Below are 23283 nucleotides of genomic sequence, written 5' to 3'. Positions count from 1 at the left end.
CGCCCCCCTTGTAACGCCCGCGCTATCGAAATGGCGGTGCCTGCGGGATCAGATGGTTCGTCAGGGCGTTATCAGATTGAGAAATACATGAAGATATGCTAATGTGCGACTGCGTTAATTTCGTGTCAAGCGGCGTTTATATTTGGAAGGCAAGGCCATGCGTAGGAATGGGCCTGGGACCATCGCTTTCTTCGGTCATTTCAACTCAACGAATTTTGGAAATGAATGTAGTCTTCAGGCCGCTCTGTACAATCTTCGTCGGTTATACCCCGGTTCGAAATTTATCTGCATAACCGATGATCACGAGAACGCTGCAAAAGCTGACGACGTTGAAGCCGTTCCAGTCAACCAAGAGCTGTTCAAATTCTGGGTGGCCAAGACGTCCCTGGGGCGGCTTGTGCGCAGAGCCGTTCTCGGGTTTCCCGCCGAGCTGTGGCGGTGCATTTCCGCAGTTATGGTGCTGAGGCGCGCGCAAATGTTGATCGTCCCGGGGACGGGATTGCTCACGGATGTCTTCGGGCTGGGGGGGTGCGGGCCCTACGGCCTCTTCAGATGGGCGCTTATTGCGAAGCTCTGTGGGTGCCGGCTGCTGTTTCTGAGTGTAGGTGTCGGGCCGCTCTACCGCCGGCTCGGCCGGTTCTTCGCGAAGTCGGCTCTATCGCTGGCTGATTTCCGCTCATATCGGGAGATTTCGAGCCGCGAATACCTCGCGAGTATTGGGTTCAAGGCCGGCCGCGATCCAGTCTACCCGGATCTCGCATTTAGCTTGCCGATCCCGGCCTTGCCGTCAGAGGGGAATAAGGCCCACGAAATCGGCCTGGGGGTCATGAGCTACGCGGGAAATTACAGCGTCCCCAATCCCAGCGCATCGACTGACCAGGATTACTGGGACAAGTTGGTTCGGTTCTCCAGGTGGCTGATTTCTCAGGGTTACAATGTGAGGCCTCTCATCGGCGATACAGTGGACGTATCGGCAAGGGACCGCTTTATTCAATTGTTAGGCGAAGGCGCACAAGCACAGGACGACGACGCGATCATTGATGAGCCTGTCACCTCGGTCGAGAGCTTGTTGTCAGCGCTTACCGTATCGGATTTTGTCGTGGCGACCCGCTTTCACAACGTCCTGCTGGCGTTGCTCGGCGGAAAGCCGGTCATTGCCATTTCTTTTCATCACAAATGCGCATCGTTGATGGCTGCGATGGGCATGTCGGCCTATTGTTTGGACATACACGCATTGGATTCAGACGCGCTCATCCAAACTTTCGAGCTCTTGACGGCCGATGCCAGCGACGTCAAAGCTCAAATCGCGCAAAAAGTGCTCGAGTTTCGCGACGAATTGGATGACCAATACAGGCGAGCCTTTGGTGTAGCGGCAGATGCGACCGGTCTACGAGCCGGATAGTCCCAAGCTTTTCGGAGATGGAGTGCCCCTCACGCGTCGCCGTCCGCGATCATGTTTCGCAGATCGCAGAAATGGGCCCCGGCGAACGCCCCCGGGGGGGGCGGGTGCGGGGGCAGATCCCGCGGGGCAAGAGGCGGCCATTTGCCGATCAGGAGCGATAAGCAAGGCGCTCTTTTGAGAGAGCATCGAACGTGGCAAGCCGGGCCGTCTTGCGCAATGTTACCGACATAAACCGCAGTAAGTTCGCGAACGACATTTCCGCTTGAAGTCCCGTCACATACGAGCGAAACGCTCTGCTCGTCTGCCCGCTGTCGAAATTCAAATTGCCGATCTCGTACCACCGTTGCGAGATCGAGTTTTTGATCGCGTCTTCCAGCCCGTGCGATTTTATGAAACTGCCATAGGCCCTTTCATACTCCTGCACGACGCGCTGGCTATATTCACAATTCTCAAGAAAATTCTTCGTCAGCCCACCCTGATGAATGCGGTATGTGTGTAAGACGCGCGGAATAACATAGAAATTCGAATTCGTCGCGCATCTCAACCAATAATCATAATCTTCGGCTTGTTTCAATTCCTCGTTAAACAATCCCACCGCCAGAGCGCATGATCTTCGAATGGTAATACCATTGGTTCCTACAAAATTGACGCGAAGGAGCCATCTCACCGCATCCTGCCGCGAAATGTCTTTCTCAAATGGGAAGTCAGGAAATGCAACCCATTTGCTGAAGTGCCGTTCAGAGTGGCCGTCTTCATGGAGACGTTCGAAGTCACTACAACAAATATCGACGTTCTCATGCTTGTCCAGAACATCCGCGTGAGCCTCGAGGCGTCGGTCATGCCAATAGTCGTCAGGATCCAAAAACGTGATGTAATCTCCGATTGACGCACCGATGGCGGTGTTTCGCGCTCCGGAAACGCCCTTGTTCGCTTGATATATGTATCGAAGCTTGCCGCCGAACGATGCGGACGCCTCATTGACGACTGACCGGCTATTGTCCGTCGACCCATCGTCGACGACGATAATTTCAAAATCTTGAACTGTTTGTTTTTGGACACTATCGAGCGCCTGCCGAATGAGGTGAGCGTTATTGTAGTTTGCAATCAAGACGCTGAATTTTGGCGTTACCATTTGGAAACTCCATCCATCCGCTTTATCAAGGTCATCTGACGACGCCAGGAGGCTCTTGGCAGGTTCAGTTTAGAATTCGGCGCAGTCTTGTCCGAGCCAGCCGCAGGAGCGGTTGGCGCTTTTATCATTCCGAGTTCCGGGGTATCGGGGGAGTTCTGTCGCTGGTCGGCGCAGTGTGGGGTCGGCTGGAGCTGCTGCGCTCATCCTCGATGCGTTCAGCGCCTTTGGATTTTGGGTCGCATCTGGCGAGCGGCTCATTGCCTGGCGACGCATGCTCCAGTCCCCCTGAGCTTCAAAAAAATAACGACAGCCGATTGCCGCTGTTCCAGAGCGGTCTCCGCGCGGGAGGGGCTGCGAACAGCAGCACGGATGCGTTGATCGCGCGGCTGAGTTGGAAATCGAGAAGCTCGGACTCTTCCCCTTGCCCGGCCCGGAGCGCGTACTCGGTGGTCCGAGCCGCTTTCCTGCCATTTAAGCTGCGCGCTTGAAACCAAACTTTCGAGGAGCGACACCGAGATTTCTTGCTTCCTGCAGCACTTCAGCAAAAACCGCCCTGTGCGTGGCGGATCGCATCAAAACGAGCACGTAAGTTACGGCAAAGACCAGCGACAGCATCGCCAGTCGAAGGAGCGGCGTCATCGACGACAATAACTCGGCTTCCAATACGTAGCATAAGGTTCCGGCAGCGATAGTCGCGACAAGCGCGCCGCTCAGCCCCGTCATGATATCCCGAAAGTGAATTCCCGTATCGCGCAGTGCCCAAGTAGCTATTGGAATGGCCTTCAGCATCATTACGGCGGAGTATGACAAGGCGACGCCCTCTGGTCCGTAAGGTAGTCCGATCATCACCCCGGCCAGCACCAGGGGGGCTGAGACCAGCGCAATTTTCAAACCTCTTTCAGCCATCCCAAGCGCGCTCAATAGCCATCCGATCGGGTTGTTGATTGCGAAAACCAGCACTGTTGGCGTCAAAAGCCTGAATATGGGCACGACTTCGCTCCATCTCGGGCCTAGAAGGACCGCGATCACGTCGTCAGCAAATAGCGCGCAAGCGAATGTCAGCGGGAGCGTCAACGCAACAACACATGTATAGATTTGCAGGAATGAGCGCCGCAAGCGAGCGCGATCTCGCTTGACTTGGGCCAAGGCATTGAACGCGACATCTCCTATGGCGTTATTTAACGTATCTATTGGAAACGATAGTAAATAGTTGCTGCGTCCATAGAGTCCTATCGCTTCTTCGCCCCAGAATTTTCCAATCAGGACATTTTGCAAATTGCTGGTGAAGTAAGTTATCGCGCTTGTAAGCGTCATGGTCCTGCCGAAGCGCAACATCATCGTAACATGCACGTCGATACCCGGAATTTTGGGAACCCATCTCGCGCTGTACCACACGCCAATAGTTGCGATGAGTGGCTGCAAAGCAATCATATATGCCAAAGCAAAATACCCATACCCGATCCAGGCGAAATATATGGCCACTGCTGCGCTGATCAGGTCGGATGTAAGTTCAATTATCGCTACTCTACCGTAGCGCATTTGCCTGGAAATCATCGCCCCATGTTGTATGCCGGCGCCCGAGAATATGAATCCAGTTCCGATGATGATCGTCGCAGCAACAAGTCTGGGGTCGCCGTAGAAGGAGGCGATAGCAGGGGCCAGTGCGACGCATACGGCGAAAAGGATCAAGCCGAAGAGGAGGGTTATCCAGAAAAGAGCCGAGGATTGATCCGCCGAGATCGAGTCGCACTGGATCGCAGCATGATAAAGCCCCAGGCTGCTGAAAAGTCCTAAGAAGCCAGTGAAAGTCACAACCATGGTGATCAAGCCATAGTCACTCGGTGCAATCAGGCGTGCCAGCACCATTGTTGACAGTATTTTTATGATGACTCGTCCAATTTGGGCTATTATTTTTGTGAGCCCGGCGTGGATGGATTTTCCCCGAAGGTTCTCCATGGTGAATTGATGGCTCCATTGCCCCTCTTTGCTTAACGCGGTGGCGTGTGATCGGGTTCGAATACTCTCCGGCGATCACAGGCTGAACGGGGCGCTTCGACGCCCATTCTGCGGCCCCGGACGACTGACCGCCACCCAGCCGTGGAAGCATTTCTCGTTGTCGGATGAAATCCGGGAGCCTGGGGGCTTCGATTTGTGCCAACGAGGCGGTTGTCGGAGCCCACGCCGAGCAAAAGCGCAACTCGTTGCGCGTTTGATCCGTGGCGCAGCGCCCCGGGGCGCGCGGAAGCATTTGCCGGAGTAGACCGCCTCCTTTGGTACAATCAGCGGCATGGCGGCTGCCGAGCAAGAAGGTGATGGGCAGGTCCCAGCATGTTGGCTTCGGTCGTGCGTCCGCGGGGCGGCGCTGACCCATCGTCGTGCCTGATCCCGCGAACGGTGCTTCCACGGAGAAGACCTGAACACGCACAGGTCCTGGACGCTTGCGGATCTGGCCGAACCGAAGGTCCGCGAAGCGAACAGACGGCGGCTCGGCTCAGACGCCGCGAACTGCGCGTATCGGCCAAAATGCAACGTCGTTGATCCATGCCTCATTCTGGGGCTCCGAAGCGGGCCGGAATGCGACTGTGCTCATTTTGGGGAGCGGATCTGCAGTCGTTCATGGCCTTCGTCCAAGCCTTGCCTGCGTCTCAGAGAAGCCGGACGAATTTTGAGGTAATCCGGAAGGGTTACCTCATGTGTGCGGGCGGGAATCCCTTTGCTCGCTTCGTTGTGCACTGCTCCAAGCGTAAGCTCATTGCTCTCGTGGGTTGAGTAGTGAGGATGTAATCGTGGCATCGAGCGCAGAAATCTCGGCGACGGAATTGCATGATACCGCGCAGAGGATCAAGGAACTTCGAAAGGCCGCGACCGAACACGCTGTGGAAATCGGGCGTGAACTACTCAGCATTAAAGAAAAGATGCCTCACGGTGCCTTCGTTAAGTGGGTCGAAAAGGCGTGCGAGTTCAAGATCAGAACCGCGCAGGACCTGATGAAGCTCGCGCGTGAGGCGCATTCCGATGAGAAGCTCGTCGCGCTGATGGTTCCGTCGACGCTGCGCGTCTACCTTTCCAAGAAAATCCCACCTGCGGTCCGTAGTACGATCCTGAAACGGCTCGAGAACGGCGAGCGCATCTCGCGCAACGAAATCTATTCTCAGGCTTCGGAGGCGAGGACGACGGCTAAGGCGGACGCCGGCGATCGCTCGATACGCGAAGGGATGTCCTCGTCGTTCTTCTCCAAGCCTGAAACGCTCAAGACGACTGAAGAAAAACGCAGCAATGCCGGCGGCGATCGAGCACGGGCGGTAGCTGAGCTGATTCTTCGCCGTCTCAGCCCGCAAGACTACGAGACGATCATGGAAGAAATGAGTTGGGAGGTTTGGAACCGGGCTTTCGTCTGGATGAGAGCTGCGCAGATCGTGGATTCCGAACGGGTAGAGCTCGCACTATCCAACGCGCCCGCCCCTCAGAGCTTCGAGGCGCTGCCAGCCAAATTGCAGTGAATATTGTTGCGTGCTTTTTGTTAGTTGCCTGCGGTGCCGAAGTAGGGTGATGGCACTATTGCCGCTGTATCGAGCGAGCCGAGAGCGGGCATTGGYAGCAGACGAATAGAGATCGGGAGTCCAATGACGGTCCATTTTGGAGAGCGCCAATCTTTAATGCCGTCCGGCTTAGATTGCCTCCGTCGCCGCTGGAAGCTGGTTGCTGCTTGTGTCGTATTCTCAACGGTGCTCGGATTGCTTTTTGCGTTACTCCGGCCGGTGAATTATACCGCTTCAACGCAGCTTTTGATCTACGTGAAGGAAGTCCAGCCGGGGCCGGACCTGGTCATTTTTCTGGGGCGTGCCGATCTCACACAGGTCGAGAACGAGATCGAGATCATCCGCTCGCGCGGCACGCTGACCAAAGTGGCGCAGTCGCTGAAATTGTCCGAGGATCCCGAATTCGTTCCGCCAGCGACGTCGCTGCAAAGCATCGCGCAATGGCTGTTCGGCGCGCCGTCGGCGACGTCTGATGAAAGCCGCAACAGACAGGAACTCGCCGTCGACGCGCTCGCCAAGCGCATCGAATTGAAGCGGATTGGAACGAGCCACACCATCCTCGTCAACGTAACGACTTCCGACCCGGAGAAGTCCGAGCGGATCGCGAACGGCATCAGCCAGGTCATGCTTCAGGCGCGGGTCAGCGCGGACCAGGACGGCAGCAGGTCGCCGCTGCTGCGGGAGCGCCTGCAGGGATTGGGTCCCAGCGTCTATGTGATGACGCGGGCCCTTGCTCCGGACAGGCCCAGCGGACCGCGCAAGCTCCTCGTCCTCCTCGGGGCCTTCATTGTTGGACTTGTCGCCGGATCGATGCTGGCTCTGCTGCTGGACTTCAAGGACAAGACGATCCGCACCGCCGCGCAGGTTGAGGATTTCGGCCTGGAATGCATCGGCGCGATCCCCTTGCTCAAATGCGGTGCTTCGGCGGCTTCGCGGTCGCCTCGCTCGACGAAGGAGCAGGGCAGGGAGGATCCGTTTCTGCCTGTTCCGCTGCTGAATCAGACTTTGCTCCGGATGACGGTCGCGATTGAAGCATCGAAGGCGCGCGTCGTCGGCATTGCGTCTTCGGTCGCGAACGAGGGGGCGACCACGGTTGCAAGGCAACTCGCACATATGACGGCTCGCAGCCAGCGGAGAGTGCTGCTTGTGGAGCCCGATCGAAACGAGACGCCGCGCGCCCTCGCTCAGGCCCCGTCGCCGGGCGGAGTGCCTGTTTCCGAGACGAATGAGCGGCCGAGAGACGGTACTCGTCGGAGCAATCGTGCAAGCGGCCCTGATGTTCTTGTGACTGCGGCCTGGGACAGCATCGAAGCGCCCGCGAACGGGTGGATGCATAGCAATCAAAAGTTCTCGGCCGATTATGACCTCATCATCGTGAGCCTGCCGCCCCTTGAACGCGGAGCCGAATTCCGCATGGCCGCGCAGGACCTCGACGGAATCCTGCTCGTTATCAGATGGGGTAAAACAGAGATGGAGCAGGTCCAGCGCGCCTTCGCGGTATCGGGCGCCATGCCATCGGACTTCATCGGAGCAGTCCTGAACATGATGGACGATCGGATGATCGGACAGTTCGGGGACAAGCTCTGGGAGGCGGAAGCAGCAACGACAATTCGACGAGGCCTCTTCGGACTGGCGATGCCAGCGGAGCCTGTCGCGGGGCAATCATGAATCGGAAAGGTGCTACGATGAAGCGGAACCGTTCATGGCTTAATGTCGCGGGATCAATTTCTCTGGTTCTGTGCGTGGTGAGTGGAAGCGCAGTCCGTGCGACATCTGATTACAGCGTTCGCGCTAACGACAAGCTCAAGATCAAGATCTTCCAATATCCTGAGTTGAGCGGCGAATACACTGTTCGCGCGAACGGTACGATTTCCATCGCGCCCGTTGGAGATATTCCGGTCAACGGCCTTTCGGCCAACGAGATCGCGAACCAGATTTCCGATCGTTTCGTGCGGGCGGGGATCTCCGACAAGCCTGGCGCGTCGGTTGAAATTCTCGAGACGCGGCCGGTCTATGTCCTGGGCGATGTGCAGAAGCCGGGTGAGTATCCATTCCGACCAGGGATGACCGTCCTGCAGGTCGTCAGCCTCTCCGGTGGGTGGCTGCGGTTCAACGACCCCGGCCTCATGCGGCTCGATCGGGACAGCATCACCATAACCGGTGAAATGCGGACTCTCGTCAAGCGGTACCAGCAGCTGACGGCGCGCCGGGCTCGCCTGAACGCAGAACTGGTGATGAAGGCCGATATCCAGTTTCCGCCGGATCTCATGATGCGGTCGCAGAACGACACCGGCCTGCGGCAACTCATCGACGAAGAGCGCTCTCTTTTGAACATCCGCGTCGACGCACTCAAGACGCAGATCGAGAGCCTCGAGCAGAATCGCGACCTGTATGAACGCGAGATCGACGCAGTCAAACGCCAGATCCAAGCCAACAAGGCTCAATACGCAAGCGCTGAAAAGGAGCTCGTGGAAGTTCGTGATCTGGTCAGGCGCGGTCTGTCGACCCTCAGCCGCTTGACGAATCTTGAACGCATGCAGGCTCAGCTCGACATGAACGAGCAGGGCTTGCAGACGCTGATCTTGCGGGCGCGCCAGAACATCACGCAGGTCGATCAGAGGATCTTCGATCTGAAGAGCGAGCGGAATGCGTCCTTGACCGCCGAAGTGCAGAAAGTCCGGATGGATCTCGATGACATCAGCGTCAAGTTCGAGACCAACCGGAGCCTTCTCGTCGAGGCCCAGGTGACGATCCCGACCCTGGTCGGCAATTCCGACGCCACTGTCGAAACCCGCAGCCTGACGGTCGTGCGTATGCAGGATGGGAAGGCGCAGACGATTGACGCGCAGGAGAGCACTGAACTGCTGCCCGGAGACGTGCTCAGGGTTCAGAGGAGCATCCTTCCGAGCGGGCTGGGTATAGGCGCGCCTGAACAGACCAACATCATGGTGCCTGCCCGGGTCAAACAATAGCAGCGCGGCTGCGCGATCTGCGTAGCCGTGCGCCCGGCCCCGTTTCGCTTTTGAGTCATGGATTGTTGCGTGCGCTGATGTGAGTGGGAGATCGACGATGGCCTTCGGCGACAAGGACTACGGGAAGACGAGGGAAGGTGGCGGGCTCTCGATTCAGCAGCAGATGCTGGCATTCGAGCCGCAGCTGCGTGCCTACGCGATGTCCATCAGCCGCAGCGCTGACCGATCCGACGATCTGGTTCAGGAAACGCTGCTGCGCGCCATCAGCAAAATCGACACCTTTCGGCCGGGCACGAACCTTGGCGCCTGGCTCACGACGATCCTGCGAAACTGCTACCTCTCCGATCTCCGGCGCCGCCGCCATGAGGTGGAGGACGCTGACGGGTGCTATTCCGAGGCGTTGCGCTCCGCGCCGGAACAGGAAGGCCAGCTGGAATATCAGGAATTCTGCGCGGCTTTGAGAGAGATTCCGTTCGACCAGCGCGAGGCGCTTCTGCTGGTCGGGGCTGCCGGGCTATCCTACGAAGATACGGCCACGCTTTGCCGCACCACGACCGGAACCATCAAGAGCAGGATCAACCGGGCTCGCTCGCGATTGGCGGCGTTGCTTGCGATCGATAGCGTAGCCGAGATCGGTTCCGACAGTCAGACCCGCGCGGTCATGGTCGGCCATCAGGGCATGGATTCCACGCGGTGGCTTTTCTGAACGCCGGAGCATCGAGGCTCCGGCGCCGTACCTTACGATCTCCGAGCGGTCTCGCACGGAACCCGTGCGAGACCGCCGCGCGCTTACCGTTCGCGCAAGCTGTCGTGCTGGTAGCGGGAGAGCGGCGAGAGCAGATAGCTGATGATCCGCCGCCTTCCGGTCTTGATCTCCGCCGTCACGGCCATGCCGGGCGACAGATTGACCTGCTTGTCCTCGATCGCCAATTGCGTGCGGTCGAGGGAGACGCGCGCGGAATAGAGCAGTTCCTGGCCGCGCGGCTCGCTGCTGTCGGTGTTCGCGCCCGACGTCTTGTCGGCTGAGCTGTCGGGGATCTTGTCGCGCGCGATGGCATCCTGCGACACGTTGAGAATGGTTCCTCGCAGCAGGCCGTAGCGCGTGAAATTGAAGGTGTCGATCTTGATCGCGGCCTCCTGGCCCGCGCTGACAAAGCCGATATCCCGGTTCGAGATCATCGCCTCGATTTCCAGCCGGCTTTCCGCCGGAACGACGAGCATCAGCGACTGCGCAGGCGTCACCACGCCGCCGATCGTGTGGATAGCGAGCTGCTGCACGATGCCGTCGACAGGTGCCGTCAGCCTTTGCAGGTTTTTGCGCTGCTCGGCCTTCACGATATCCCGCTTGAGGCCCGCGGCCTTCTGCTGCGCTTTGGTCAGCTCGTCGAAAAGGGTCCGCTCATACTCGGCAATGGTTTTCGTGCGTGTCTCCATGAGTGCGGTGACTGCAGCATTTGTCTCGTTGCCGCGCTTCTCCTGAACGAGGATATCCTGGCGCTGGCCGACGAGGTCCTGCAGTTCGGTGAGGTAAGTCACCTTGGAGCCAAGCTCCTTCTGGAAAAGCTGCTCGCGGATTTCGACGCGCTGCTGGAGCGGCACGATGGTAGACTTCAGCTTGTCGACGGAAGCCTGGATCGTGTCGCGTTCGGCTCCCTTTTGCGCGAGCTGACCGTCGATGGCAGCGAGTTTGGCCTTTTGCTCGCCATTCTGGCTGACGAGGAAGCCGCGGTACATTCGGAGCAGATCCGGCGGAGCGTCCTCGGGCGGCGCGAATGCCGAAAGCGGATCGTCCTTGTTGGTGATCGCCGCCTGCAGTCTGGCGATGTCGAGGCGTGCGGCCATCAGGTCGTTCTGCAGATGTCCGAGCTCGGCATCGGAGGTGGTCGTATCGAGCTCGACCAGCACCTCGCCCGCCTTGACGCTCTGGCCGTCATGGACCCGGATCGCCCGAACGACGCCGGTCTCGAACGGCTGGACCGTTTTGGTGCGGCCGCTGGGTATGATCTTGCCGGGGGCAACGGCGACGATGTCGACCGTACCGATGCAGGCCCAGATCAGCGCCACGGCGAAGACGGCGATGATGGTCAGGCCGATGGTGCGTCCCAAAGGCGAAGGCGGGGTTTCGACGATCTCGAGCGCGGCGGGCAGGAACGCCAGCTCCTGAGATCTCATACGGTTTTCATTCATGGATCGTGCGACAATGGCCTTCTGAAGGGCTTGCGAGCGGGTCGCGAGGCCTTGTGCCGTCGTCGTCAGAGCCTGTTTGGCCCGGATGGCGACAGCTTTGTCGAAGCGCGTGAGACCCGCAGCGGCCTCGGCCTGCTTCAGCAGGACGAGACGCCCGGCCCATTGGGCTTCAAATTCGGCCCGTGTCAGCAGGGTAGGCTCCGTGAGGTTCGAGGCCACGACGACGGCCTTTTCCTCTCCCACCTTGCCGAGCAGGAGGAACCCGCCGCCGCGAAGCTCTGCGATGCAGGGCAGCGGAAGTTCGGACAGCTTGTCCCAGGTGACGGACTGGGACCGCCCTGCGAAGCCATAGGCCCGTGCACCGCGCAGCATCTCGGCGATGCCGACGGCTCCGTTGCCGATATGGCGGCGAAGCTCTTCTACCGTGGCGGCGACGCCGCGCAGTCGCAGCAGCATCTCCAGGGCAAGAAGGCCAGATTGATCGTTTGTGAGCGCGTGCATGGCGTTTGCTTCGCCGCGGCTGCTTCCCTCCGGGAAATCAGCGCGCCGCATGTGTCCCCTGGGCTACGGAAAGGGCGGTCGAGTCGATGGTGTTCGCGGTCGCGGATCGAGCGGCTGTGTGGCTCGCCGTCGCCGGCGGGCTTCCGGCCTCAGGCAGTCCGGACTGGAGGCGGTGTAGCGTGGCGTAGCGCCCGCCCGTCCGCATCAGCGTCTCATGCGTGCCATCCTCGATCAGGCGGCCGCCTTCGATGGTCACGATGCGATCGGCCATCCGCAGGGTGGAGAGGCGATGCGCGATAATGAGCACCGTCCTTGAGCGCGCGATCTGCGCCATGTTCTGCTGGATGATGTGCTCGCTCTCGTAGTCGAGCGCGCTGGTTGCCTCATCGAAGATCAGGATGCGCGGATTGGTCGCCAGGGCGCGGGCAATGGCGATGCGTTGGCGCTGCCCGCCGGACAAGCTGCCGCCGCGCTCGCCGACGATCGTGTCGTAGCCCTCCGGCAGTTTGAGGATGAACTCATGCGCGCCTGCCAGCGTCGCAGCCTCGATCACCTTTTCCGCCGGAAGGGAGGGGTCGGCCAAGGCGATGTTGTCGCGGATCGAGCGGTTGAACAGGATATTGTCTTGCAAGACGATGCCGATCTGGCGGCGCAGCCAGGAAGGATCGATCTGGGCGACATCGACCCCGTCGACCAGAACCCGGCCGCTTTCCGGCACGTAGAGCCGCTGGGCGAGCTTGGCCAAGGTGCTCTTGCCTGACCCGGACGGGCCCACGATGCCAATCATTTGCCCGGCCGGAATATTCAGGCTGACGTCGCGAAGAATCTCCGGCCCGTCGATCCGGTAACGGAACGTGACATGCTCGAAGGAGATGTCGCCGCGGACTGAGGGGAGGGCCGTGCGGCTGGGGTTGTAGGCCGGCTCTGGCGTGGTGTTGAGAATATCGCCGAGGCGGGCGATCGACAGCCGCGTCTGGTGGAATTCCTGCCAGATTTGCGCCAGCCGCAGCACGGGGCCGCTGACGCGCCCGGCGAGCAGGTTGAACGCAATGAGCTCGCCGACCGAAAGGCTGCCGCCGATGACCAGCTTCGCGCCGACATACAGGATCGCTGCGGTCACGATCTTGCTGACGAGCTGAACGGTCTCGCTGGCGACGTTACCCAGGCTCAGCACCCGGAAGCTTGCTGCGACATAGGCCGCCAGCTGCTCCTCCCAGCGCTGTTGCATCTGGGGTTCGATCGCCATCGCCTTGAGCGTTTCGACTGCCGTCACGCTCTCGACCAGAAAGGCCTGGTTCTCCGCGCCACGGGCGAATTTCTCGTCGAGGTACCGACGAAAGAGCGGCGTCACGCCGGCGGATATCGCGACATAGACGGGTAGCGACGCCAGCACGATCCAGGTCAGCTGCGGCGAATAGAAGAACAGCGCGGCGACGAAGACGACCGTGAAGAACAGATCGATGACGAGCGTCAGCCCCGAGCTGGTGAGGAAGTTGCGGATGTTCTCGAGCTCGCGCACGCGAGCGACAGAGTCGCCGACGCGTCTCGCCTGGAAATAGCCGATCGGCAGCGCCAGCAAGTGACGAAACAGGCGCGCGCCGAGCTCGACGTCGATCCGGTTCGTGGTGTGGGAGAACAGGTAGGTTCGCAAGGCGCCGAGGACGACCTCGAACACGGCGATCGCCACGAGGCCGAAAGCGAGCACGTCCAGCGTGCTCATGCTTCGATGCACGAGAACCTTGTCGATGACGACTTGGAAGAACAGCGGCGAGATCAGGCCGAAGAGTTGGAGGAAGAACGACGCCACCAGAACTTCGGTGAGGAGCCACCGGTACTTGTGGATGGCGCCCATGAACCATGTGACGTCGAAACGGCGGGCGAGATCGGTCAGCGAAGCCCGCTTCGTCATCAGCACGAGCCGGCCGTCCCAGGCCGCTTCCAGCTCGGCCCGAGACATCATGCTCGGCCGCGGCGCGTTCGGCGCCTGGACGAGGATGCTGTCTTCGCCGCAGCGTCCGAGCAGCAGGAAGCTCCCGTCGCGCATGGCGGCAATCACGGGGAGCGGCGTATGCGCCAGGCGCTCCCAATTCGTCGTTACGGAGCGGGCCTTGAGGCCCAGGCTCTTGGCGCAGCGGATCATCTCCGTGACGCCGATGCGGCGACCTGGAAACTGATGCTGGATCTGCTCCGGGGTTACGCTCACGCCCTGACTGCTCAGGATGAACATGAGCGCGGCCAGGCCGCCATCAGGCAACGGAAGGGTATCGTTATCGGGCTTTTTCAAGCTTTTTGTCCCGCGTATAAATCGTTTGACGCATGCGCGCGGGGAGTTGCCCACGTGCACACTACGACGAGCGTCAAAACGCTCTCATGCCGCGTTGATACGAAGACGCCAGAATTCGGTGTTTCGCTGACTTGGATCGTCGTCTTGGATCGCCGTGCGCCCTTGCGGACGCACGGCGTCAGTCTTGACGCGTCGGATGCCCGAAAGGTGGGAAACCCACCTTTCGGGCCGATGCATTACGCGTGTGACTTCGCGAGCGTCTGGGCGACGTTGTTCAACCATCCCTGCATCTGAGCAGCGGTGGACGTCGCCGAAGGCGCGGCGAAGCTGGAGGCCGCGTACTGACTCAACAGGGCAAGCTTCGGCGTCACCGAGCTGTCGGACGGTGCAGCGCTTGCACCATTGTCCTGGAAGCCGGGGAAGCCAACCGTCTTGCGGCTGCCGAACGTCAGGTCCGTCAGATTCGCCTGGCTGGTGTTGCCAAGTGAAGCGTCCGATGTCGTCGGCAAAGCCGACGACGAAGCGGTCGCGGACGGGTCGACAGTGGACGCCACCGTCGCAGGGGCCGCAAGAGCGGTCGCCGACGCGGTGAGCGCCGTCGTCCGTTGACTGGCCGACGTCGTGCTGACGACAAGCGTTCCGGCGGGCTGAAGTGGCGCACCGGAGAGGTTGACGCTATTGCCTGCCTTATCCGCAACACCACCCAGGTTGTACTTGGTCACCGCAAGGTCGGAGGCCTTCTCACCGGCTCCCACCTTGTAGCTGAACTGCAGGGTGTTGGTGCCGGCGCCGCTGACGTACTTGGCGGTGCCGTTGCTGTTCAGCGACAAGGTCGGCGTACCGTTGACGGTGACCACTTCGTTGAAGTTGACCGAAAAATACACGCTGTCGCCAGCGCGAACGGTGCCGTTTCCGTTGGTGAGACCGGTTCCGTTGGCCGCGATCCACTGGACCTTTGGCTTGGTGGTATCGGCCGACGACGTCGCGCTGACGACAAGCGTTCCGGCGGGCTGAAGTGGCGCACCGGAGAGGTTGACGCTATTGCCTGCCTGATCCGTGACGCCGCCCAGATTGTAGCCGGTGACCGCGAGGTCCGAGGCCTTCTGGCCGGCACCCACCGTGTAGTCGAACTGCAAGGTGTTGGTGCCGGAGCCACTGACGTACTTGGCGGTGCCGTTACTGTTCAACGACAAGGTCGGCGTGCCGTTGACGGTCATCGCCTCGTTGAAGTTGACCGACAACCGAACGGTGTCGCCGGCGCGAACCGTCCCGTTGCCGTTGGTGAGACCGGAACCGTTGGCGGCGATCCACTGCACCTTGGGCTTCGTTGTATCGGCCGGAGTCGTGGGGGTGACCGGGGTCGTTGGGTTTACCGGGGGCGTGGGGTCGACCGGCGCCTGGGTCTGGACAGCCAGCGTTCCGGCAGGCTGATGCGGTGCATAGGCGACATTGGCAACATTGCCGGCCAGGTCCTTCACCCCCGACAGGTTGAAGCCACTGATCTCAAGATCGGCGGCATTCTCGCCTGCGGCAACAGTGTAGTCGAACCGCAAGGTGTCGGTGCCGGAACCACCCACATACTTGGCGGTACCGTTGCTGTTCAGCGACAAGGTCGGCGTGCCGCTGACGTTGACCAACTCGCTGAATTTCAGCGTAAGGCTCACGGTGTCACCGGCTTTGACCGTGCCGGCACCATTCGTGACCCCCGTCCCGTTGGCCGCAACCCACTGCACCGTCGGCGCAGTCGTGTCGGCTGCGGGCGTGGTCGGGGTTGTCGGGTTCGTCGGGTTGGTTGGGGTTGTGGGGTTGGTCGGGTTCGTCGGATTGGTGCCCGGATTTCCCGAGCCCGGCGTGCCACCACTCACGGCTTGCAGCAACGGCGTGATGCTCTGCACGTCCTTCAACAACGCAGAGTGTGTTGCCTCGTCGAAGGCGTTGGCCTGCATACGGACGTTGGTCGTGCCGCCGGCTACGTCGACGACATAGGCGCCGTATTGCTGCATGGCCTTGAAGACTTGCTGGCCAAGTGCGGAGAGGCCAGCCGGCATCGGCGTACCCGGCGGAATCGCGAGGTGTTGCCCTTCCTGGACGATGCCCGAAGCGTTGCTGCCGTCGCTGGAGATGGCCTGGCCGACAGCGCCGGGCTTGGCGAGGCCGAAATCGACCGCGAGCTGCAGCGCGTGATCGATCGATCCATCGTTGGTCTCGTCCTTCACGATAAGGCCGCCGAGCTGGCTCGCGCCGACAGCCGTGATGCCCGCGCCGAGGAAGGGCGACTTGCTGCCCCACCCGTCACCGGTGACGACGTTTTCGGCCCCGAACGAAGCGGCCGAACCGGTCGTGTTACTCGTCCTTTTGAACTGCCAGAAGTTATACGCAACGTCACCGTCGATGACGATCAGTTCGCCATCGGTACCCGCGGCGCCGTTTGCGGCCGCCGGCATGTGAATGCTGATGGTGCCGCCAGGATATCCCCATCCCGGTGGATACGTGACCTGGACAAGTGGATCGGAAGATGAAGCAACATAAACCGAAGGTGAGTAACTGCTCCAGGCGGCGCCGTAATTGTATCCAGTTGATCCTGGCCAATTAAGTTTTGTGAAGGTTGCATCACTAGCAACTGGTGTATTCCAACTCGAAGACGCAGTAAATGGCCGAGTTTCGAGTGAGGTCATAAGCCTATTTTCCTTAGTTTTATATAGAAAGGAACGGGAGCGGAATTAGTAGGCCAGCCGGGTAGTCCTCGCCGTTCCATGGAAACGCAGCGAAATAGACAGGCACGCCGCGCGATTAGCGGTCGGATGACGGGTCATCGCCATATCAGGTGGCGAATCAAAGGCCCATCCACCAGCGAACGTGGCCAGATATCGTGTTTGGAATGTGATGCCAAAATGAAATTGTTTGGGCACAAAAATCTGGGGATATCTTAACTATATGATCCGCGTCTTTGGCCGAACGCTCTATAGAATCAACGATTCTCCCGATAATCACAATGGGCATGAGATGCGCGGAGCGCAAGTCTCAAGCGCGAGTGTTTGACAGCTATGCGTTTTATGCAATGCTCTCAGGGCGCTCGTTTCGAGCGGGCCCTGGCTTGCGGCCATCCGGAGCTCACGGATTTCCCTGGCGCCGCTGCCCCAGGCGCTGAAGCAGCGGGGAGATCCGGGCGAGATCCTGCTGCAGCGCGACGATCGTCATCCGGTCGTAGCCATTTGCCTGGGCGCGCAAATTGGTGACGCCTCCGGCCACGTCGATCACGAATGCACCGTACACTTGATAGGCGCGAAAGACTTTTTGCCCGAGAGGCGACAGGCCTCGCGGCATCGCAACGCCGGGTGGAATGCCCAGGCGCTCTCCTTCCTGGACCAGACCGTCCGGGTTTCTGCCGTCGCCATTGATCGCCTCGCCGACGCTGCCCGGTCTCGCATAGGTCGCATCGATCGCAATCTGCAGCGCATGCTGGATATCGCCGCGATCGGTTTCCGCCTCGACCAACAGGCCGGCGAGCTGGCTCGATCCGGTGGCCACGATGCCGGCGCCCAGGAAGGGCGACCTGCGCCCCCAGCCGTCTCCGGTGACGAGGTTCGTTGCGGCGTAGGACTGAGCCGCCGCCGTCTCGGGGCCCGACCGCTTGAATTGCCAGAAGTTATGAACGGTGTCGCCGTCGATCACCAGCAATTCTCCGTCTGTCCCCGGCGCGCCATCCGCATACGCGGGAATGCGGATCTTGAGGGTGCCGGCGGGGAGCCCCCAGCTTGCTGGATGCTCGACGGAGACAACGGGGTCCGATGCTGAGCTCACATGAATGGCCGGAGAGTAGCTGCTCCAGGCGACGCCGAAGCGGGCGCCCATTGGCCAATCGATCGCTTCGAAAGCGGCGTTCGGTGAGATGGGCGTGTTCCACGACGAACTGGCCGCGAATGGCCGTTGGCCGAGGGTGAACTGACCGCCCGGTCTATCGCCGAGGGCGATCCGTGTGTCGTCTGCTGAAGCGGATGACCAGCATCCGGCGGCAGCGATCGCGAATGGGCAGGCGAGCAGGGCCAGAACCGGGAAGGGCAGAGCTCGCAGGCTTTGCAATATGCGATACGATCCCATCGATCGACTGCCTCAAAAAAACGCCCCCGTATCCAGGCGGCGGTACGCCTTCATCGCTCCGTCCGGACCCAATTGATCTGGCGATTGACGAAGAAGCGGATGAGCGATGGAAGCTTGCGCAGGCAATAGGCTGGCGCCGCCGCCAGCTCGCGCCAGGAAATGATCTCCTGTGCGAAACGCCACCACGCGACGCCGATGACCCCTGCGAAGCAGGCGAGCGCGCTCGAGGCGACGACAAGCGGGCTCGCAGCCCCCGTCATGACGAACCATGACAGGCTCAGGCCCCACATCACCGCGATTGACAACGCCAGCAGCGTCAGCGGCGGAATGCAGAGGTCGAGCGTGAAGGCGAACAGATTCAGGCTGCCCTTTGATATTGAGTGCCGGATCAGCGGAAAAAAGAACTCTCCGATGATCGCGAGATGGCCATGCTCCCATCGCGTGCGTTGCTGGCGCTTTCCGGTCTCGCCCTGGGGAAGCTGGCTGACGATCTGCGCATCGGGGCAAAAGGATGGCGGCTTGCCCGCGATGGCAAGCTCGGCGCCGAATTTCTGATCCTCCGCGAGATGTCCCGTTGCGAGCTTAAGCTGGCTGGCGAGGGAGAAGGGCAGCGCCATCCCGGAGCCCATCAGCTGGCACGGCCACCCCAGACGCGCGGAGCCCAATGGCCGCACGAAGGTCTTGATCGTCCAGGCCAGCCGCGAAACCTTGTCCGCCGGGCTTGGCGACGGAGGCGCCAGCATCGAGTATCGCGCCTGGGCCGGGCGCCCCGTCGCGGCGCATTGCTTGGCCAGGGTTTCGAGCGCGCCGGGCATCACTTCGCAATCGGCGTCGATGATGATGACGATCTGCGGCGGATCGGAGCCGATCGCCCGGACACCGTGATCGAGGGCATAGCCTTTTCCGGTCCGCGTCGTGTCCCGGCGGATGGTCACATCTGCGCCTGCGCGCGCCGCCGCCTGCGCGGTGTCGTCGGAGCAGTTGTCGGCCACCACCAGCAGGCGCCCGACCGGGGGCAATTGAGGCATGATCGAAGCGATCGAGTGCGCGATGATCGCTTCTTCATTATGGGCGGGCATGATGATCGCGAAGCGTGGGCAGGGCGTCGAGAGCGCTGCCGCCAACCGCCGCGTCGGCAGGAGTGCCGCGCCGATCTGCATAGCGAGAAAAGCGACGGCGATCGCGATCAGGAGACCCAGTATGACCAATGCGAAGGTGACCGTTCCGATCACGGCTGTCATGATGACCCTGGCCCCGGAACGTTCGCTGGCATCCGAGCAGTCGCCTCCGCTGCGAGTGCCGCTTGGAGGATTGCTTCGGCAGGCACGCTTCGATCGCGCGGGAGGTTCGCGAGTGCTTTTGTCGGATCGGCCTTGCCGCGGCGTTCGGTGCCGCCAAGCGACCTGGCCAGGACGTCGAGTATCTGTTCGGAAGCGTGGCCGTCTCCGAACGGGTTCTTGGCCTGCGCCATCGCGCGATACGCCTCGGGGTCGGTCAGCAGTTCCTCGCAGGCCGAGACGATTGTATGGACCTCGGTGCCGACAAGGCGCGCAGTGCCGGCTTCGACAGCCTCCGGACGTTCAGTGGTGTCCCTGAGGACCAGGACGGGCTTGCCGAGAGCCGGCGCCTCTTCCTGAACGCCACCGGAATCCGAAAGGATGATGTGGGCGCTATTCATCGCGAGCACGAACTGTTCGTAGGCAAGCGGCTCGATGAGCGAGACGCGTGCGTGCGAGCCCAGCATCGGCTCGACGACCTGGCGCACGCGCGGACTGAGATGCACGGGGCAGACCACGCGCAAATTCGGGAAACGCTCGAGCAGGATGAGCACGGCCTCGCAGATGCGCTGCATCGGCTCGCCATGGTTCTCGCGGCGATGCGTCGTCAGAAGCAAGGTCGGCGAGGACGCGCGCGCCAGCGTAGGGGCCGACTTCGAGAGCGTCAGCAGCAACGCATCGATTGCGGTGTTTCCGGTGACCCATATCGTCTCTGCCGGAACGTTCTCCTTCAGCAGGTTGTACCTTGCCGTTTCGGTCGGAGCGAAATGATAGTCGGCGATGACGCTGGTTAGGCGGCGATAGACTTCCTCGGGGAAAGGGGCCTGCTTGTCGTAGGTTCGCAGCCCGGCTTCGACATGCGCGACGGGAACATTCTCATAGAATGCGGCCAGTGCGCCGACGAAGCTTGTGGTCGTGTCGCCCTGTACGACGACGACATCGGGTCGGACCTCCGAGATCACCCGTTGCAGCCCTTCCAGCGCAGCCATCGTGATATGCGCCAGGTTTTGATCTTTGCGCATGATGTTGAGGTCGGCGAGAATCGGCAGGTCGAAATAGGCCACGACCTGATCGAGCATTTCCTTGTGCTGGCTGGTGCGCACCGCCAGCATCTCAAAGCGCTCGGCGTCGGCTCGCGCCGTCAGGATCAGGGGGGCAAGCTTGATTGCCTCGGGGCGGGTGCCCATCACGACAAGAATGCGTTTGCGGGAAGCCATCTCAGCCCTCGTTTAGGGTCGCGGGGTCGCGCGCCGGAAATGGGAAGCCTGGGCGATCGCGCTCCAGGAAATCAGGCCGAGGAACTGGGAGTTCGTGACCAGATATCGCCTGAACAGCCGGCGGGGTTCCTGGGCGAGTCGATACGCCCATTCGAGCCCGATGCGCTGGACGAAGGCGGGCGCCCGTTTTCGCAGGCCGGCGATGACATCGAAGCTGCCGCCGACCCCGATGACGATCCGGGCGCCGAGATTGTCCCACTGCTCCTCGATGAAACATTCCTGTCGCGGCACGCCCATCGCGACGAAGAGAAGCCCGGCTCCGCTTTCCGCCACGGCTTTCGCGCGGGCCTCGGCCTGCTCGGGCCCGAAATAGCCATCGGCATAGCCGCGGACATCGAGGCTGCGATGCCGGTTCTGCAGCGCCTCGACCGTCGCGCGCACTGTGCTGTTCTCGGCGCCGAGAAAATATACGCCGATCCGCTCCTGCGCGGCGCGTGCACAGAGTTGGTCGATCAGGTCGATACCGGTTACGCGCTCAGGCAAAGGCTGTTGCCAGAGATGCGAGGCCCAGACGAGCGGCTGTCCGTCGGCGACCGTCCAGCGCGATGAATCGACGAAGCGCTGCAGCCGCGCGTTCGATCGCATCATCATCAGGATCGCGACGTTCACCGTCGCCAGGACGCCGCGCTCTCCCGCCTGGATGGCCCGAATGAGTTCTTCCACGGTCTGCTCCGTGGAGAGCTTGTCGAAGCGACCATTCAGAATCTGCGTCCGGCCGGGAGGTATTGCTTCAGGTGAGGCAAGCTGAGCTGTGTCTGACGGCATGGAAAATCCCTCAGGCAAAAGTGCTCAAGCGAAGGCAATGGCTGAATCACCAGCCTTCGCGGCGGGGGCCGTCGCGCGTTTGCGCTGCACGCCGTCTGGATAGCTAACGGTCGGAGTCGGTGATTTGTTCGCCGCGAGCCACTTGCCGCTGTCGCGGATGATCTGGCTTATCGCCAAGAAGGCGGGAATGATGACGTTGCGTCATGCATCGAATTGGGTCGGTCAAATGCGCAACCGGTTGCGCTTTTGGCCGGCGATTACGCTCACGATCTCGTGCGAAGACCAAACTTCACCGAACGTAAAGAACCCGCGCCTCTCGCCCGCATTGAGCTTGTGCGGGCGTCGAGAGGCTTTGCAAAAAACTGCGGGAGCGTTTGGCGAGCCAATGTCAACAAATGTTGTTTCTCCCGGAACCCAGCATCATTCCGCAACTGCGCTCAATCACAGGACGCAGGTGTTTTGGACCGTGGTGGTGGCCGGCCTCGAGATGGTCGTGGTCGTCGCTTGCGCCTATGGCGCATTCGTCGCGTATTCGGCGGCTGTCTATGGCGTGATCTTCTTCCGGGCCGAATATGCCCTGGCTTCCGTCGCGGCGGGAGCGCTGTACGTCGCCCTGTGTCTCGCCGACAACCAGTACGATCTGCTTGGCCCGGAATGGAACGAGCACAGCCGTTCGCGGGGCGGCGCCGCTATCGGTTTGTCATTCGTCATCCTGCTGACGATCGGCTACGTGACCGACAATCTCGACGACTATTCTCGCGGCACGTTCCTCGCGCAGCTGGTGGCCGCGCTGCTGGGCCAGATCGCGATCAGAGCGGTTCTCTGGCAAGTCATCGATCATGTGCGCCGGCGCGGGCAATGGCGCCGGGAAAGTATGGTCGTCTTGATCATGCCCGGCGCACAGGCCGTAGGAGATATTCGCGCGCGGCTGGCGGCACGGCACGAGCATATCCTGCGGTGGTACGACTTTCCCTCGGCGTCCGGGCAGGCCGGTGGGAATGCTTCCCTGGAGGAGCAGCTGTCGGAGATCCGGCGCGAATGCCGGGCGTTGCCTATCGACGCTGTGCTCATTCTGTTCGGCTCGGACAATATGGAGGTTGTTGCCGGCACCGTTGGGGCGCTGTCGGAGCTTCCGGTCCGCATCCAGCTCTTGCCGGTGGAATTGGCCGAGCTCATGCGCCGCAGCCGCATCGGACACTATGGTCAGCAGCGGGTGCTCGAATTGTTCTGCGGGCCATGCTCGTTGCGGGATCGGCTGCTGAAGCGCAGTTTCGATATCATCGTCGCCGCCTCGGCACTGACCCTCCTGTGGCCGCTCTTCGTTGTCATCGCAACCTTGATCAAGCTGGACTCGCGGGGCCCGGTGCTCTTTCGGCAGACCCGTCTTGGCTTCAACAATGAGCCAATTCTGGTTTTGAAGTTCCGCAGCATGACGACTTTGGACGACGCGACCAACGAGTTTCGTCAGGCCGTCCGGAACGATCCCCGCGTAACCCGCATCGGACGGGTGCTGCGGCGGACGAACATCGACGAGCTGCCTCAGCTGTTGAATGTCCTCCGGGGCGAGATGTCCATCGTCGGGCCGCGGCCGCACGCCGTTGCCCATAATCACATGTTTGCAGACCAGATCCGTAGAATGTTCCGCCGGCATAACGTCAAGCCGGGGATCACCGGCTGGGCTCAGGTCAACGGCCTTCGCGGTGAAACCGATACGTTCGAGAAGATGCAGAATCGGATCGAACACGATCTCTACTACGTCGATAACTGGTCATTCTTCTTTGATCTGAAGATCATGGTCCTGACCGTCATATCGAAGCGCGCGTACACCAACGCCTATTGAGCGATAAGG

Annotated in this window: 15 protein-coding genes; 6 read left to right on the top strand and 9 right to left on the bottom strand. The window is 60.9% G+C overall.

Annotated features, from left to right (window positions below; translation table 11 throughout):
• Positions 1-142 precede the first annotated feature (142 nt).
• Positions 143-1402 (top strand): polysaccharide pyruvyl transferase family protein, encoded by a 1260-nt coding sequence (locus AC1DDA_RS02140; protein ID WP_476794445.1) that lies wholly within the window; start codon positions 143-145, stop codon positions 1400-1402.
• A 148-nt stretch (positions 1403-1550) separates the two neighbouring features.
• On the opposite strand, the gene AC1DDA_RS02135 is transcribed toward AC1DDA_RS02140, so the two are convergent.
• Positions 1551-2534: a glycosyltransferase family 2 protein gene (locus AC1DDA_RS02135; RefSeq protein WP_476794444.1), complete on the bottom strand. Its 984-nt coding sequence runs from the start codon at positions 2532-2534 to the stop codon at positions 1551-1553.
• Between the two features lie 471 nt (positions 2535-3005).
• Complete coding sequence (locus tag AC1DDA_RS02130; RefSeq protein ID WP_476794443.1) at positions 3006-4490, bottom strand: lipopolysaccharide biosynthesis protein; 1485 nt, start codon at positions 4488-4490, stop codon at positions 3006-3008.
• A gap of 830 nt (positions 4491-5320) precedes the next feature.
• Here AC1DDA_RS02130 and AC1DDA_RS02125 point away from each other — a divergent pair.
• The 4 genes from AC1DDA_RS02125 (at position 5321) to AC1DDA_RS02110 (ending at position 9751) form a co-directional block, all read left to right on the top strand.
• Positions 5321-6034, top strand: a complete 714-nt coding sequence (locus tag AC1DDA_RS02125) for a DUF3102 domain-containing protein (RefSeq protein ID WP_476794442.1) — start codon at positions 5321-5323, stop codon at positions 6032-6034.
• Between the two features lie 123 nt (positions 6035-6157).
• The gene (locus tag AC1DDA_RS02120; protein ID WP_476794441.1) at positions 6158-7741 is read left to right on the top strand and encodes a Wzz/FepE/Etk N-terminal domain-containing protein; all 1584 of its coding nucleotides are present in this window, start codon (positions 6158-6160) and stop codon (positions 7739-7741) included.
• 17 nt (positions 7742-7758) lie between these two features.
• Complete coding sequence (locus AC1DDA_RS02115) at positions 7759-9045, top strand: polysaccharide biosynthesis/export family protein (RefSeq protein ID WP_441511252.1); 1287 nt, start codon at positions 7759-7761, stop codon at positions 9043-9045.
• A 97-nt stretch (positions 9046-9142) separates the two neighbouring features.
• Positions 9143-9751, top strand: coding sequence for a sigma-70 family RNA polymerase sigma factor (locus tag AC1DDA_RS02110; protein ID WP_476794440.1), 609 nt, complete (start codon positions 9143-9145; stop codon positions 9749-9751).
• A gap of 83 nt (positions 9752-9834) precedes the next feature.
• Here the strand turns inward: AC1DDA_RS02110 and AC1DDA_RS02105 are convergent, their stop codons facing one another.
• From AC1DDA_RS02105 to AC1DDA_RS02075, 7 genes are all read right to left on the bottom strand, one after another.
• On the bottom strand, positions 9835-11733 hold the full coding sequence (locus AC1DDA_RS02105; protein ID WP_476794439.1) for an HlyD family type I secretion periplasmic adaptor subunit: 1899 nt from the start codon (positions 11731-11733) through the stop codon (positions 9835-9837).
• 37 nt (positions 11734-11770) lie between these two features.
• Entirely contained in the window at positions 11771-14017 is a 2247-nt protein-coding gene (locus AC1DDA_RS02100) for a type I secretion system permease/ATPase (RefSeq protein ID WP_476794438.1), read from the bottom strand.
• A 236-nt stretch (positions 14018-14253) separates the two neighbouring features.
• Positions 14254-16461, bottom strand: a complete 2208-nt coding sequence (locus AC1DDA_RS02095; RefSeq protein WP_476794437.1) for a hypothetical protein — start codon at positions 16459-16461, stop codon at positions 14254-14256.
• A gap of 667 nt (positions 16462-17128) precedes the next feature.
• Positions 17129-18115: a hypothetical protein gene (locus tag AC1DDA_RS02090; protein WP_476794436.1), complete on the bottom strand. Its 987-nt coding sequence runs from the start codon at positions 18113-18115 to the stop codon at positions 17129-17131.
• 50 nt (positions 18116-18165) lie between these two features.
• Complete coding sequence (locus AC1DDA_RS02085; RefSeq protein WP_476794435.1) at positions 18166-19356, bottom strand: glycosyltransferase family 2 protein; 1191 nt, start codon at positions 19354-19356, stop codon at positions 18166-18168.
• Positions 19353-20609: a non-hydrolyzing UDP-N-acetylglucosamine 2-epimerase gene (wecB, locus tag AC1DDA_RS02080; RefSeq protein ID WP_476794434.1), complete on the bottom strand. Its 1257-nt coding sequence runs from the start codon at positions 20607-20609 to the stop codon at positions 19353-19355. Before wecB ends, AC1DDA_RS02085 begins: the two co-directional genes overlap by 4 nt.
• A 12-nt stretch (positions 20610-20621) precedes the next feature.
• Positions 20622-21332 (bottom strand): WecB/TagA/CpsF family glycosyltransferase, encoded by a 711-nt coding sequence (locus AC1DDA_RS02075; RefSeq protein ID WP_476794433.1) that lies wholly within the window; start codon positions 21330-21332, stop codon positions 20622-20624.
• A gap of 226 nt (positions 21333-21558) precedes the next feature.
• On the opposite strand from AC1DDA_RS02075, the gene AC1DDA_RS02070 reads away from it, so the two are divergent.
• Complete coding sequence (locus AC1DDA_RS02070; RefSeq protein ID WP_476794432.1) at positions 21559-23274, top strand: exopolysaccharide biosynthesis polyprenyl glycosylphosphotransferase; 1716 nt, start codon at positions 21559-21561, stop codon at positions 23272-23274.
• The last annotated feature ends 9 nt before the right edge of the window (positions 23275-23283 follow it).

The sequence above is a fragment of the Allobosea sp. 10N428 genome, from assembly GCF_056394545.1.
Note: the sequence above shows the minus strand (reverse complement) of the source record. Positions and strands in the feature narration are given on the sequence as shown.